Origin of the sequence: Streptomyces sp. 11x1, assembly GCF_032598905.1 — a bacterium.
GTDB lineage: Bacteria > Actinomycetota > Actinomycetes > Streptomycetales > Streptomycetaceae > Streptomyces.
Map to the genome: position 1 here is coordinate 103752 of NZ_CP122458.1, position 14035 is coordinate 117786.

General features: G+C 69.2%; 15 protein-coding genes and 1 pseudogene. 13 read left to right on the forward strand and 3 right to left on the reverse strand.

All coding sequences use genetic code 11. The features are described 5' to 3' along the window. Window position 1 precedes the first annotated feature (1 nt). Window positions 2–3460, forward strand: coding sequence for a LysM peptidoglycan-binding domain-containing protein (locus P8T65_RS00515; protein ID WP_316723435.1), 3459 nt, complete (start codon window positions 2–4; stop codon window positions 3458–3460). A gap of 130 nt (window positions 3461–3590) precedes the next feature. Here P8T65_RS00515 and P8T65_RS00520 read toward each other — a convergent pair whose 3' ends face one another. Next, window positions 3591–3764: a hypothetical protein gene (locus P8T65_RS00520; protein ID WP_316723436.1), complete on the reverse strand. Its 174-nt coding sequence runs from the start codon at window positions 3762–3764 to the stop codon at window positions 3591–3593. 141 nt (window positions 3765–3905) lie between these two features. Between P8T65_RS00520 and P8T65_RS00525 the strand changes: the two genes are divergently transcribed. Then, window positions 3906–4637 carry an A24 family peptidase gene (locus tag P8T65_RS00525; protein WP_316723437.1) on the forward strand — a complete coding sequence of 244 codons (732 nt, stop codon included), beginning with the start codon at window positions 3906–3908 and terminating at the stop codon, window positions 4635–4637. A 51-nt stretch (window positions 4638–4688) separates the two neighbouring features. Beyond that, window positions 4689–4859 carry a hypothetical protein gene (locus P8T65_RS00530; protein WP_316723438.1) on the forward strand — a complete coding sequence of 57 codons (171 nt, stop codon included), beginning with the start codon at window positions 4689–4691 and terminating at the stop codon, window positions 4857–4859. Window positions 4860–5045: 186 nt separating this feature from the next. On the opposite strand, the gene P8T65_RS00535 is transcribed toward P8T65_RS00530, so the two are convergent. Beyond that, the gene (locus P8T65_RS00535; RefSeq protein ID WP_316723439.1) at window positions 5046–5606 is read right to left on the reverse strand and encodes a GNAT family N-acetyltransferase; all 561 of its coding nucleotides are present in this window, start codon (window positions 5604–5606) and stop codon (window positions 5046–5048) included. Then, window positions 5603–6559: a Tat pathway signal protein gene (locus P8T65_RS00540; protein ID WP_316723440.1), complete on the reverse strand. Its 957-nt coding sequence runs from the start codon at window positions 6557–6559 to the stop codon at window positions 5603–5605. The genes P8T65_RS00535 and P8T65_RS00540 overlap by 4 nt, the downstream gene beginning before the upstream one ends. Window positions 6560–7027: 468 nt before the next feature. On the opposite strand from P8T65_RS00540, the gene P8T65_RS00545 reads away from it, so the two are divergent. From P8T65_RS00545 to P8T65_RS00590, 10 genes and pseudogenes are all read left to right on the forward strand, one after another. Beyond that, the gene (locus P8T65_RS00545; protein ID WP_316723441.1) at window positions 7028–7657 is read left to right on the forward strand and encodes a hypothetical protein; all 630 of its coding nucleotides are present in this window, start codon (window positions 7028–7030) and stop codon (window positions 7655–7657) included. 79 nt (window positions 7658–7736) lie between these two features. After that, complete coding sequence (locus tag P8T65_RS00550) at window positions 7737–8408, forward strand: hypothetical protein (protein WP_316723442.1); 672 nt, start codon at window positions 7737–7739, stop codon at window positions 8406–8408. Between the two features lie 83 nt (window positions 8409–8491). Further along, entirely contained in the window at window positions 8492–9391 is a 900-nt protein-coding gene (locus tag P8T65_RS00555) for a hypothetical protein (protein ID WP_316723443.1), read from the forward strand. After that, window positions 9388–9588 carry a hypothetical protein gene (locus P8T65_RS00560; protein ID WP_316723444.1) on the forward strand — a complete coding sequence of 67 codons (201 nt, stop codon included), beginning with the start codon at window positions 9388–9390 and terminating at the stop codon, window positions 9586–9588. The genes P8T65_RS00555 and P8T65_RS00560 overlap by 4 nt, the downstream gene beginning before the upstream one ends. A 436-nt stretch (window positions 9589–10024) precedes the next feature. Further along, a complete protein-coding gene (locus P8T65_RS00565) occupies window positions 10025–11143 on the forward strand; it encodes a radical SAM protein (protein ID WP_316723445.1) in 1119 nt (372 codons plus the stop codon). Next, window positions 11140–11352 carry a hypothetical protein gene (locus P8T65_RS00570; protein ID WP_316723446.1) on the forward strand — a complete coding sequence of 71 codons (213 nt, stop codon included), beginning with the start codon at window positions 11140–11142 and terminating at the stop codon, window positions 11350–11352. The genes P8T65_RS00565 and P8T65_RS00570 overlap by 4 nt, the downstream gene beginning before the upstream one ends. A gap of 89 nt (window positions 11353–11441) precedes the next feature. Continuing rightward, window positions 11442–12281: an aminoglycoside phosphotransferase gene (locus tag P8T65_RS00575; RefSeq protein WP_316731442.1), complete on the forward strand. Its 840-nt coding sequence runs from the start codon at window positions 11442–11444 to the stop codon at window positions 12279–12281. 195 nt (window positions 12282–12476) lie between these two features. Beyond that, window positions 12477–12806 (forward strand): hypothetical protein, encoded by a 330-nt coding sequence (locus tag P8T65_RS00580; protein ID WP_316723447.1) that lies wholly within the window; start codon window positions 12477–12479, stop codon window positions 12804–12806. Further along, window positions 12803–13081, forward strand: a pseudogene (locus tag P8T65_RS00585) (protein-L-isoaspartate(D-aspartate) O-methyltransferase); the annotation flags it as partial. The gene P8T65_RS00580 and the pseudogene P8T65_RS00585, both read left to right, overlap by 4 nt. Window positions 13082–13314: 233 nt before the next feature. Continuing rightward, entirely contained in the window at window positions 13315–13614 is a 300-nt protein-coding gene (locus P8T65_RS00590; RefSeq protein WP_316731953.1) for a hypothetical protein, read from the forward strand. Window positions 13615–14035 lie beyond the last annotated feature (421 nt).

Genomic DNA, 14035 nt, shown 5'->3' on the forward strand with positions numbered 1-14035 from the left:
CATGCGCGCCACCCACTCCCCCACCGCCGCGGGCTCCGCCGTGACCCGAGTCCTTAGGGCCTTGGGCAGTCTGCTGGTCCTGGCCACCGTGGTCGCCGGTCTGCCGCTGCTGCTGGCCTGGGCCACCCCGGTGATCTGGGCGTCCAGCCACGACGATCTCGCGCACCTGCTGGACCGGCAGGACACCGGTGCGGTGTTCCTCCTGCTGCTCGTCGCTGTGGGCTGGATCGGGTGGGCGCAGTTCACGTTCTGCGTCGTTCGAGAGCTGGCCGCGCAGCTGCGCGGCCGGACGTGGCATGCCCCCCGAGGCCTGGGCTCCTCCCAGCGGGCCGCGGCCGCGTTGGTCGGCGGCATTCTGGTCCTGCTGCCCACCAGTTCGGCTCTGGCCTCCCCCGCCCAGGCAGCACCGGCGATCAGCGACGCCCGGGTGCCCGGGCAGGCCCCGGGAGAACAGCACACCGCCGGGGCGGCTGCAGAATCGGTGGCCGCCACGAACGCGACGGAACCCCGTGCGTACACGGTGAGGGAGGTGCGTCCGGCGGAAAGCCTGTGGAGCATCGCCGAGCAGGAACTCGGCGACGGTGAGCGCTGGCGGGAGATCGCCGCCCTCAACGAGGGCCGCCCCATGACCGACGGACAGGTCTTCAAGAGCAACAGCTTTCTGCAGCCCGGGTGGAGGCTGCAGATGCCTGAGGTGTCCTCCGGCTCCACGGCCGTCGCGGGAGGAACCCGTACACAGCTGGGTGACGGTGCCCCGACTGCTGATGAGAAGGGCGAGCACGTCGTCACGGTCCACTCCGGCGACTATCTGTCGAAGATCGCGGAGGAGGAGCTCGGCGACGGCAATAGGTGGCCTCAGCTGTTCGAGGCCAGCAAGGGCAAACCGCAGCCAGACGGCCTGCCCGAGATCTCCGACCCGGATGTGATCTACACGGGCCAGCAGGTCTCTGTGCCCGACGCCCAGCCCGACCAGATGCCCCCCGACCGCGATGAGGGTGATGAGCCGGGCAGCCCGAAGACACCTCCCCCGGACACCCAGAAGCCCGACGGCGAGCAGAAGCCCGACGAAGGTACGGGCGATGAGCAGGCGCCCGTCCCCAGCCACACCGCAGCGCCTGCACCAGAGTCGTCTGCCCCGAGCGCACCGGCGAGCCGCCCTACCGAACAGCCCGGCCAGGATCAGAGCTCTCCTTCCGTATCGGATCCAGCGATGCCCGGGCCCGGCGTCAGCCTCTCGCCTTCTACTGCCCCGCCGTCGGTGCCGTCTGATTCATCCGGCTCGGTCGCCTCCCCGACCAGCACAACGTCCGAGACTCCGGTGACGGCTCCGTCCAGCAGCCGGCTGAACCTGCACACTGTGCTCGGCGCCGGCGCGCTGCTGGCCGCCGCCATCACCGGTGCCCTCGCCCTGCGCAGGACACTGCAGCGCCGGCGCCGCAAGCCCGGCGAGAAGATCGCCATCGCCTCGGAGACGTCCACGGCAGAGGCTCAGTTGGCGGCAGCTGCCGAACCGGGCGGCGCAGCCCGCCTGGACATGGCACTGCGGACTCTGGCCCACTTGGCGGCACAGGAAGAGGACGCCGTGCTTCCCCCGTTGCGGGCCGCGCGGATCGGTGCCCGGGCGCTGGAGGTGTTGCCCGACGATCTTTCCCAGGAGCCGCAGGCGCCGTTCGTGTCCGGGCAGGCCGGTTGGTGGGTTCTGTCCTCTGATGCCGTCCTCTTGGACGAGGATTCCGCCCGCGAGGTGCGGGCACCGTATCCCGGGCTGGTGACGATCGGCAGCACCGAGGCGGGTGACCTTCTGCTGCTCAACCTCGCACAACTGCCAACGCTCCTGCTGGACGGCAACCCGGTCCACATCACTGAAGTGTGCACCTCGCTCGCCCTGGAGATCGGGATGAGCCCGTGGGCGAGTGAAGTCGAAGTCGTCACCGTGGGGTTCGGCGAGGATCTGCCACAGCTGCTGCCCACCGCACGGATCGCTCACATGCGGCAGGCTGCGCACGCGCTGCGCGATCTGACCGAACGGCTGCTGGAAGCGCACCAGATGCCCGAAACCCAGCATCAGCCGTATCTGCTGCTGTGCGCGTCGTCGCTGGATGCTGACACGGCCTGGCAGATCGCCGATGTCATCGACAAGTCCGGCGCAGTCCCCGTCACTCTGATCGCTCCGGCGAGTTCGGCGGCCTCCCACTTGCCCGAGGCGGAGATCATCAACGCCTCACTGAGTGAACCGCAGCACCTCGACTACGCCAGCGTCGACATCATGGTGCAGCGCCTGGAACACGCCGCCTACGTGCAGATCACCACCGCGTTGAAGGTGTCCGGGCAGCCTCCGCATGCGGCCGAGGGTCCCTGGCGGGAGGTCCCAGACGAGCCCGACAGCATGCATCAGCCCGCGTCGGAGGCGTCCCTCGCGCCTCCCGCCGCCGCTGCCGCGAGCCCTTCTCCGGCAGGGGTAACGGACGTGAGCGGCGAGGTGTTCCCGGCCCTGCTCGCCGCCACCACTGATCCGTCCGGACTTCGTCTCCTGCCCACCGCCACGGTGTCGACTCAGCCCGATGACGAGCCCGCCCCGGACACCGAAGCCGCGCCGCCAACGCCCGCGGAGAACCCGGCCGCTGAAGAGGCTGCGGAGACCGACGGCCACGAAGACTCCGTCGAGTGCAGCAAAGTGCCGGAGGGTGAGGTATGCGAGGCGCATGACGTCCACGCGCCAGAGATCCGGGTCCTGGGCCCGGTCGAGGTGACCGGTGTGGACAGCACCGGCCACGGCCCACGGATGGCACAGCTCGCCGCCTTGCTTCTCTTCCGGCCCGGGCGAAGCGCGGACGTGCTGTGCTCCGACATGGATCCCGTCAGCCCCTGGTCTCCGAGCACCCTCAACGCCCGGCTGCAGGGCCTGCGCCGCTCCCTGGGCAGCGATCCCGCTGGCAATCCCTACGTGCCTCGCCGGAGCTCCGGCGGGGACCCGTACCGGCTCTCCCCCGGTGTGCGCAGCGACTGGAGCCGCTTCCTGCAGCTCGTCGAGCGTGCGCTGCCACTGGGGTCGGCGGGCCTGACCGATCTCGAACGGGCTCTCACTCTCGTGCGCGGTCGGCCGTTCGGAGGCAAGCCCCTGCCCTGGGCCGAGCCCTACCAGCAGGAAATGATCACGCGCATCATCGACGTGGCGCACACCGTGGCCACCTACCGAACCCCCGCTGGCCCGCACCACGATCTCAGCGCCGCCCGCCAGGCCGTCGCGACCGGTCTCGACGTCGACGACACCGCTGAGCTCTTGTATCGGGACTGGTGCCGGCTCGAGTATGCGGCCGGGAACCGGCAGGGACTGCACACCGCCATCACCCGCGTCCAGCAGGTCAACCAGGCGCTGGACTGCTCGCTGGAGACGGAGACCGAGCAGCTCATCAACGAGCTCCTCAACGGCTCGGGCGGGCCAGCGCGCAGGGTCCTGTAGCCGCTGGGTGCGCAGCGCTCTATCGGCTGTGGGCGACGTCGCGGGCTGCGTACGCGAGCAGTTCACTGACGGCGGCCTCGTCCGAGGCAGGAGGCCGCATACGCCACTCCGCCAGCGCCTCCCGAACGGTCTACACAGCCACCGTCACCGTGCTGGACCAGGTTATCGTCGAGTGCCTGTCGACGATCGGCACCACGTTGCGGACGCCGTCCAGGCTGGTGAACCGCATCTCGCGCTCGGTGCCCCGCACCTTGGGCACGGGCCTGACCGCCGCCTTCTCGCCAGCGGTGTCCGCCTCGAACACGGCGCCGAAGCCGCCATCCCCCGATGCAGGCGCCGACGGCCCACCCCTTGTTCAGCGCCCGTTGAGGCATCGGTCCCCCGTTCCGTCCCCGTGAGGTCGGCCAGACCCACGCCAGCAAGAAGCGGCTTTAAGCTCCGTCCGGTGGAGACGTTCTGGATCATCACCGCGGCGGTCCTGTGGGGCACCGGCACGGGCTTGCTCATACCGCGCGCCGCGTACCGGCTTTCCGTGCCCCCCGATGAGCCGTGGCGGACAGCGTGTCCTGCCGGACACCCCTTCGTCGGCGCCGGGAACGGATGGCTCGGGAGGGCCCGCTGCTCCGACGGGGATGCGTACGGTCCGCGCACGCTCACCATCGCCATCGTCGTCGCCATGGTCTGCGCAGCGTTAGCGGCCGCCGTCGGAGCACGCCCCGAGCTGGTGGTCTGGCTGCTGCTCACACCGGTTAGCGTGCTACTCGCCGCCGTCGACTTTGCGGCACACCGGCTGCCCGACGTGCTCACCTTGCCGCTCGCCACGGCGGCGCTCGTGCTGCTCGGTGGTGCCTCGTTGCTGCCCGATGCCGAAGGGAGTTGGACGCCCGCGCTGCTCGGTTCCCTCCTTCTGGGAGCCTGCTTCTTGGTGCTCTTCCTCATCAGCAAGGGCTTCGGATTCGGTGATGTGAAACTCGCCCTCGCGCTGGGCGCTGTCCTGGGCTGGTACGGCTGGCCCATCGTCCTGATCGGGACCTTTGCCGGGTACCTGCTCGGCGCCCTGTACGGCATCGCCCTCATGCTCGCAGGCCGCAGTGGCCGGGCGACCCGGATCCCGTTCGGCCCGTTCCTACTCGCCGGGGCATTCGCCGGCGTGATGCTGGGCTCATACACCCAGTGAACCGGGTGTGAGCTGCGAGGACCTTCAACACCCCCGATGGTGCTCATCGGAATGCATACATCCCTTGCTCTGCGCATTTCCCGACGGCCGCTCCGCCTGGGCATCGCCCACGAGGCCTTGCACCGGCAGATCGGCACCCGTGTACCGGTCTTGGACATGAACGATCTGCCAGCGCCCGTGCGGCTCAACGCCGTCCTGCACGAGCTGCTGAGCCTCCTGTGACAACCCTGCAAGGACGGGCACGACGAAGGCCCCGGTCGCCGAGGGCCCGTCTACCTCTGCGCGCACAGAGAAGGAGTCGCGACCATCGAGCCCCATGGGGCAGCCCACGGATCACCTCCGCTCGCGCGGAGAGCGCCTTATGAGCCCCAGATGTGTGCATCCCCCGAAATCCGCCCCTCGCCGACGCTACTGGCGCAGGGGATCCCGCAGCATCGAAGCGAAGACCGGGGAGTCGGCGAACGGCTGCTGACGGCCGACTTGCTTGTACCCCCATGACTCGTAGACGGCCTTGAGGCGTCCGTCGGACAGGGTCGGGTTGACCAGCAGGGTAACGCGCTGCTCCTGCCGCTGCGAGAGCAGTTCCTCATGCAGGGCGCGTGCGGCACCTTGGCCGTGGGCGCCACGCCACTGCCGGCGGACGAGAATCTCGTTGAGGGCGAGGGTCCGTCGGCCATCCTCACGTACGAACTCGTCGGGGAGCGGTTCCTTCTCAGCAGACCACCATGCCGTGCCCTCACCGAGCGGCACGGCGAAGACGTACCCGATCGGCTCGTCGCCTTGATAGGCGATGACAGCTTCCCAGCCGGGCCGGGACGAGTACGCCGTCAGTCGCTCGTCGAACCGGTCACGGTGATAGAACGGCCGATCCATGAGCCCGAACTCACCGCGCACTTCGACGTGGATGTCGAGGATGAGCTGTCGTACGGCGGCTACGTCGCTAGTCCTGCTGTAGGTCGTGCCGTTCATGCGGCTGCCCTTCGATAGTCGAGCCACGCGGTCGTCTCGGAGTTGCGCGGCGCCAGGGTCGTGAGGCGGGTGGTGAAGTCGTTCAGGAGCATGCGCACCCGGCCGTTGTCGGCCATCGCCCCGGGGACCTTCCGGGCGGCGGCGACGGCTGGCTCGATGTCGCCTTGCCCGAGCTGAGCTAGGGCAAGGTTCGCGTACGTCAGGCCACGGTTGCGCTGGAGCTCCGGACGCAGAGCGCCGAGGCACCGGTGGGCGTGCCGCTCGGCCTCCGCCCACTTCCCGAGCCGCAAATGCGCGAACGTCGCGAGGCTGTCCAGTTCGGCCTGGTCGTAGAAGTCCATCCACGGCGGCCGGTTCTTCGCCAGGTCGCCGCGGTCGAAGTTGGATTGGGCGAGGCCGATCGCTCGGAGGGCGCTGCGCTCGTCGCCTATGTCAGCGTGGAAGGTGGCGAGCCGGGCCATGGCCAGGGAGGCATACACCGGGTCGGTGCGGGTGATGGATGTGGCCCGCGCGGCTTCGGCGGCGGCGATGGAGTCAGCGGGGCGCCCGAGGTGACGGTACATGATCCCGGCGTGGCCCCACACCCGGAAGAGCACGTGCTTGTTGTTGGCCAGCCCGGCGAGGGTAACGGCCTGGTTGAGGTAGGGCTCTGCCTCGCTGAGGCGCCGGCCGTCGATCGCCGCCCACATGGCGCTCGCGGTGAACGCGGCTGCGACCCCGTACAGCTCGGACCGGATCCGGGCGGAGGAGATGTGAGTGTTCTGCAGGTGGACGGTCTCGTCGGCGAGCGCGGCGGCGTGCGCCTGGAGTTCCTGCGTTCCCCCGTACTTGTTGTCCATGCTGACGACGGCCGCCAGCTTGGCATTCATGCGGTCGACGTCGGCAGAGCCGAGTCGGCGCTGCCTAGCGGACGGGGCGGTGAGCGCTGCTCCGGCAGCGGTGGCTGCGGCCATGAAGGTACGGCGATACAAGGGGTCGTCCTCGGGTGCTGGGGAAGGGCTGCGGGTCTTACTCCCCCGGGGAAGGAAGCCTAACTCTGCGACGGGGAGACCCGTGGCTCTCTCCAGCGCTGCCCTCAACAGGCCGTTGGGGGAACGGTGTTTCCCCTCTAGGAGCTTGTAGATGTGTCTCTCGTGGACCGTACCGGGGTGGCCTGTGAGCTTCTCAACCTCGGTGTTGACCAGGGACGTTAGCTCCCTGACAACGATCCCGTGCGTACGCATCCACGATGCAAGCACTTCGTTCGGTGCACCCGGCATAACAGAACGTTAGATCCGTCGGTCAAAACAACGAGTAAAGGGACAGTCAAAACGGCAGGCTCCATGCAAGCAGATCTCGGCGATACGGCAGCGACAGCAGCGGTGGTGCGGCTGTTTTCTGGATGCCCAGGACGAGCACGATCGTGGACCAGGGAGTCCCCCATGCCCCACCCCAGAGATCTAGAACCCGCCATTCGTGTCGAGGTGCGCACGCCCGTGGAGGCCGGGGCCGGTGTGCTCGTGCACTCCGGCAGCGACCGTGCCTTCGCGTCCTCCACCTGGCTTCTGGTGGCGGCTCAGGACGGGGCTCAGGCCAAGGCTGCGTGGGCGAAGCGAAACGGGATCGCGCTCCTGCGCTGTGGTGGCATCTTCGGTGCGATCCGCATCGAGGCCGACCTGATCCACGCAGCGGCCGGCACGAAGAACAGCACGGAGGTCAACGCCTTCCTCGCGGAGGCGTTGCGTGGCGCTCCGGTCTTCCAGGACCAGCACGCTCACCGGTACTACGTCCTCGTGCCGAGGAGCACTGGGGAGCGCCAGGAGTGGAGGAGCGGCCTTCTCGCCCCGAAGGCTGAGTTCCTCGGGATCAACAGCGTTATCGGTGTTCCGCGACCAGACGCGATCGGGCCTGAGGAGCGCTCCTACTGGTGCGTGCCGCCCGAGGGGCCCGGCATCCTCGCTGTCCCGGACATGGTCTCCCAGCTCGTCTCGATCGGCAGGCTGCGGCAGGTGGAGACGCAGCAGGCAACCGACGGTTCCGAAGGCGCCGCTCCGTCGGCCTTCAGGGCATAGACCGGCGCCGGCCGTGCTCTCCCCTCGTACGGCACGGTCGGCGCCTTCCACCACCCCAACCCGTCATCGTGAGAGAGACATGTCCCGACCCCTTTCCCTCAGTTACAAGGGCCTTCCTGTCCCCTACATCGCCGCCTGGAGAAACGAGCGCCTGCCGGAGCCGGCCGTCGTCCAGGCCGCCGACGGCATCGCATTCGAAGACGCTGTGGGCGCCAACGGCCACGCGCAGGGCCGTGACAAGGCCGGGGTGTTGTGGAAGCGCTGGGCGCTGCGTCAGGGAGACGGGGCGGCGCTTTTTGACGTGGTGCATGCGCCCCGGCAGAAGCGTGCGATGCGGAAGCTGCTGTGTCAGGTGTGCGGAGGGCCGTCGGACGAGAACGAGCAGGGCCGACTGTGGCTGTTGGAGGACTACAGCGGCGTGGACGGCTGGCCCGAGCGGGAGGTCACGGCGCATCCGCCGTTGTGTCTCACGTGCGCGCCGTTGGCCGCGCGGCTGTGCCCGCACCTGCGGGACAAGGTCGCGGTCGTTCGCGCCCGTCGGGTCTCCATCGACGGCGTTTACGGCACGGTCTATGCCAGCAGCGGTGGACCTTTCCCCGTTCCGGTGGGGAAGAAGGTCGTGTTCACCGACGACTGGCGCAGGAAGTGGACGGTTGGCGCGCAGCTTGCCGCCACCCTCATGGACGTCACCGTCGTCGACCTGGACGAGCTGGGGATGGGCCCGGCTGCACGAGAGGCGGCGAGCGCATGATGCCACCCGGCGGTACGCCCATCGTCATAAAGGTTTCCGAGCACTCCACCTCGCGCGGCACGCTGTTACCGGCTGGTGGGCTCTTGGCGCTCGCCTCCGGTCCGTCGCTGGCGACCGGAACGACACGGGTCGTGGAGGCCGCGCCGGACGTGCTGGCCGAGTGGGTCCGGTTCGGCGGGGCATTGATCGTGACGGTCTGGCTCGCCGGGGTGGTCATCGCCAGAACGTCACACGGCTCCCGCCGGCAGATACCGCAGCAGCTCGGGTTCGGCCTCGGCGGTGCGGTCTTCCTCTACACCACGGCGCCGGCCTCGACCGCGCTCGCCCAGCACCTGGGTGAGGCCGTGTACGGATGCGCCTTGGCGTGGCTGGCCGTCGAGGTGTGCCGCTCGCAAGGGGTTCGGCTGCGTCCCGGCTTTGCCATCTGGGACGCTGAGCAGCGGCGCCGGACGTGGATGGTCACCTCGCTGTCGTATCTGATCTGCGTGGTCTCGGGCTTCCTGACTGCGCAGATCACGGCTGGCCTGCAGGCCCTCGGGGTCGGCGAGGCTCTCGTCGTGGGGCTGGACCAGCGCTCCAGTATCGGTGTGGTGACGGTGGCGGACGGCGTTCTCGCGTTCGTCACGACGGTCGCCATCGAGGACGTCGTGATCGTGGCGGCGGCCGTCACACTGCTCGCCGCTGCTCGCCGCCCGGCGTGGCAGGTCTACGGCGTGGTCTGCCTCGTGGAGATCGCTCTCCACGTCTACATGGGTGCGGTCGCTCTCACGATCGCGTTGTATGCCGCAGGCCGTGTCTGGCTGTACCGGCGATACGGCGGCGTCGTCCCCCTGCTCGTCGGACACCTCCTGTTCGACCTCACCGTGCTGGCCAACTGGACGGCGCCGGCCTCGGCTTCACGTCTGCTGGCTGGCGGCCTCGCTGTCGCAGCGGTCTGCGGAGCTGCTCGGTTGTGGACGCCGCGGAGGGGAGGCGAGACGTGACCAGGCGCGCGGAGCCGAGGTGGGTCTTCGGCGACTGCTGGCTCGGGTGCGAGAGCACCGGCGTGCTGGTGACCTGGCTCGGCCCGGTGCAGTGGGACGGACAACACGCCCCGTTCATGACGTGCGGGCCGTGCCTGAGCCGCCTCCAGGCGCAGGCCGAGCAGTACTTCACGCAGCGGCAGCCGGCCGCTGCGTAGACGGCTGTTATCGGCCAAGAGACGGGCCCCGTCCTCCCATCCGACGCAGCCGGCCATGGGGCTCTTCAGACCCCCGGCCCCGAGCACCAGCCCTGGTAAGGCGAACCTCGGAACGGGTGGACCACGGCCAGAGACCGCCTCTCCGTAAACAGAATCGCTGGACGTCAGCTATGACCACGCAGAATCTGTACGACATACCCGCGGATGCACCGACCAAGAAGCGGTGCGGTGACAACGCGACGTGTATGACCACCCCGGTCGCGTTCAGCGCCGCGATCCCCTGACGCCTGTCCGATGGCCCGCTGCCGTTCGACCTGGGCCACCGGGCAGGGCGATACCCCCGGTGCGGGACGACTGCCCGCTCGTGCTCCCCCACGATCAGGTCCCCTGCGCCGGGCCCGCCCACCCTCTGACCACGCCTGCCCATGGAGGCACCATGCATCGACTGATCACCAGTCCGTTCCTGGGGCAGTTCCTCGTCCTGCGGCCCGGCCACAGCAGCGGCGTGGGCATACCCGAGTCCCGCTACGAGGAACTCCGCGCGGCCGTCACCGACGACCGACCAGCCCCGGCCTGGCTGCGCGAGGCGACCGCACAAGCCTGGCAGATGGCTCTCCCCAACAGCGGGCTGCGGGAGGCCGTCCTGGTGCGCGAGCGCTCCCTGTACGGGTACGCGAAGGCCTCGTGGGAGATCAACCTCGGCTGTGACCACGACTGCGGATTCTGTTACCTCGGCAAGAAGCGGTTCGAGGGCCTTGTCTGGGACGACAAGGCCCGCCTGCTCGACATGCTGCGGGACGCCGGTGTGCTGTGGCTGCAGATCACCGGCGGAGAAGCACTGATCGACCGCGAGTTCGCCGCGGCGTACGAGTACGCCACCGGGCTCGGCATGATGATCCAGATTTCCACGAACGGCTCCCAACTCCACAAGCCACGGATGCAGGAGCTGTTCGCGCGGCTGCGGCCCTACCGGCTGACCGTGAGCCTCTATGGGGCGACCGGCGAGACCTACGACGCCGTGACCCGCAACCGTGGCGCCTTCGACCGGTTCACCCGCGGCCTGGACGCCTCCCGCGAGGCAGGCCTGCCCGTCCGGCTGAGCCTGATTGTCGCCGAGGAGAACGCTCACGAAGTCGACGACATGGTCCGTCTCGCCGAAGACCGGTGGGGCTTCCCGTACAACGTGTTCACGAACATGTCCCCGACGATCAACGGCGAGGCCAAGCCGCTTGCCTCCCAGGCGCAGAAGTACGTGAAGACCCGCCGCGTCTTCACCGGATGCAACGCGGGCCACACCTTCTTCCACGTCGACCCGCACGGCGTCGCATCCATCTGCAAGATCGGCCGCGACCCCAGCGTGAACCTCATGACGGAGGGCCTCGCTGCCCTCCCCCGGCTCGGCGGCATCGCCGAGTCCCTACAGCTCCGCACCGGTGGCTGCTCCGGCTGCTCCAAGGCCGGCACCTGCAGGACATGCCGGCCGCTGGCCAAGCTCCACCAGGAGGCGGGGGACAACCGATCGCTGTACTGCCAACACGGAGGTTACGGAGCATGAGCCCTTCCGCAGCTGCCCTCACCCGCCCGGCACCGGTGCCGGTCACCATCAACCTGCGCCCTCCGGAGGAGGCCACCGGTACCCTTCCCATGCCGCTGCCCGCCCCCTCGGTCGCCGAGGGCACGTTCCAGGTCATCGCCGACCTCGACGTCGACGTCGCCGAGTCCGCCAGCTGCTCCTGCTCGGCCGGTGACGATCAGCCCTACTAGGCCGTAACCCGCTCCACCTCGCTGCCCCGGCCGTACGCTGGCCGGGGCAGCCCCGTCTCACCCACCCCTTGAGGAACAGCGCCGTGTCCATGCTCCGCCGCCACTTCCACGACCTCCCCTTTGAAGCACGCCAGGTTATCGCCGACAAGGCGGGACCAGTGCTCACGGCCCGCACCGCCGCGGGAGGCATGAACTCGGGAATCGCAGCGTTCATCGACACCCCCAACGGCCCGGTATTCGTCAAGGGCATCCCCACCGATCACCCCCAAGCGCCCGCGCAACGCCGCGAGGCCGCCATCGCCCCGCACCTTCCCCGTGCCTGCCCCCGCCTGTACTGGCACATCGAAACGGCCGGCTGGGACCTCCTCGGGTACGAAGTCCTCCAGGGACGGCACGCCGACTACACGCCCGGCTCCGCCAACCTGCCGCTGGCCGTCGCGGCGGTCCAAGAGCTGCAGGAGATCAGCGCGCCGGGAGACATCGCGATCAAATCGGCTGAGCAGCGGTGGGCCGCATACGCACCCCCCGGCACCGCCGACCTGTTCTCCGGGGACACCCTGCTGCACACCGACCTCGCCCCGCACAACGTCCTCGTCAACGACAGGGCGCACATCATCGACTGGGCGTGGCCCACCCGCGGCGCGGCATGGATCGACCCGGCCGTGCTCATCCTGCGCTTGCTCGAGGCCGGGCACTGCCTCGCCTCCGCGGACAGCATCGCCCGGCAGCTCCCCTCATGGCGCAGCGCTCCCGTACGCGCGGTGCAGGCATTCGCCGCCGCCAACGCCGCCGCATGGGCGGAGATCGCCCGGCAGGACAGCGCCCCGTGGAAAGCAGCGATGGCCCGCCATGCCGCCGACTTCCACACGCACGTGCGGACAAATCGGCGTCAGGGGAGGGCGAGAGGTGTAACAGATCACGGCGGTTGACGTTCCGGACACGAAGGGGGTTGCACTTTACGTCAACCCCGCAGTGATTCGGAGGAACGGTGACGACCGCGGGAAGCATCCCCCGCAGGACCGCCTCCTCCGACTGCACGCCGGCCGACTCCAACGACTGTGACCCGGCGAACACCGAGGCCTGCGCCCCTGCATACGGCTGAGACCCGAGAGAGCAGGCAACCGATGAACTGGCTACCCCGGGCACAGAGCCTGGCATGTGCGGTTGTACGGCCGGAATCCCGCTGGCACGCGGCCGTGGCCAACGTGCCGCGCCACCAGTTCGTGCCTCGGTGGTGGGAGGCGGACGGCGGCGTCTGGATGCTGCGCGACGGCTCGAGCGATCTGGAGACCTGGCTCGATGCGGCCTACGCCGACAAGACGCTGGTGACCCGTGTCGGCCCCTGTCACGCCGACATCGCGGCCGCCGAGGGCGTCGGCATCGTCAGCGACGGCACGCCTACTTCCTCGTCGACGCTGCCCAGCCTCGTCGTGCGGATGTACCGGCCGCGATGATCGCCGACGGCAACGAGGTGCTCGTCACCACGGGCACCGGCTACGGCACCGCCCTGGCCTGTGCCCGGCTCGGCAGCGAGCACGTCACGAGCGTCGGCGTCGACGAGCACCTGGTGACGAGCGAACGGGATCGGCTCGCACTGATCGACGAGGCCCCGAGCGTGGAGGTCTGCGACATCACCGGGCCGCTGCCGGGCGAGTACGACCGGATCGTCGCCACGGTGTCCGTGCGGTCTGTGCCCGTGTCCTGGCTGAAGGCGTTGCGGCCGGGCGGCCGGTTCGTGACGACGCTCGCCGGCACGGGCCTGATCCTCACCGCCGACAAAACCGCCGACGGCGGCGCCGTCGGCCGGATCGAGTGGGACCGTGCCGGGTTCATGGCCACCCGGCACTGCGCCGATTACGAGCACCCGGCGGACGACCTCTGGAAGGGCGCCCTGGAGGGCGACGGCGAGGCCACCACACAAGCCGGTACCCGCTGCTGTATCCCCCGGACGCATGGGACGTCATGTCGATGCTCGCACTGCACCTGCCCGGCATCGACTACCGCTACGGGCAGGACGGTGAGACCCGCACCGTGTGGCTCCTGCACCCCGACAGCTCGTGGGCCCGCGCCACCGCGACCGGCTTCCTCAACTCCCCGACGGTGCATCAGGGCGGCCCGAGGCGTCTGTGGGACGAGCTGGAACGGATCCGCAACCGGCTCAACCGTGAGGGCGCCCTGCCGGTGTACGGGGCGCAGGCCCGGATCGCCCTGGACGGAGTCCTCACCCTCTCGCGCGGCAAGTGGTCGATGGTTGTGCACTGACACCGTCCAGATAACGCGCGGAGCGCCCGATGCAGGGCAGTTGTTCAGCCGGTTCCCCCTGGTTGAGACTCCCCGCGTCGGGCTTGTTCATCTCAGGCGCGCGGTGCGGAGGGCTTCAAGTCCGGCGGTGAGCCGGTCCCGCTCGCAGTTCACACCAGGCGCGGGCGGCCTGGTACTGGAGGGTGACGGCGGACTGGTGCTCGCCAACGCCCGGGCGCGTTCCGCCTCGCGGCGGACCTCCGCAGACTTTTCGGCGGACGGTGTGGAGCGGCAGCCGGGGCTCCGGCTGCCGCTCTGTCAGCTACCGATCGGCCCAGGAGGCATCCCGACCCATCAATTCACACCACTAATGAGTGAGTTTCTCAAAATATATAGTGACCTTACTCACTGAATGAGTTGATTTCGTTACCGTAATGGAGAG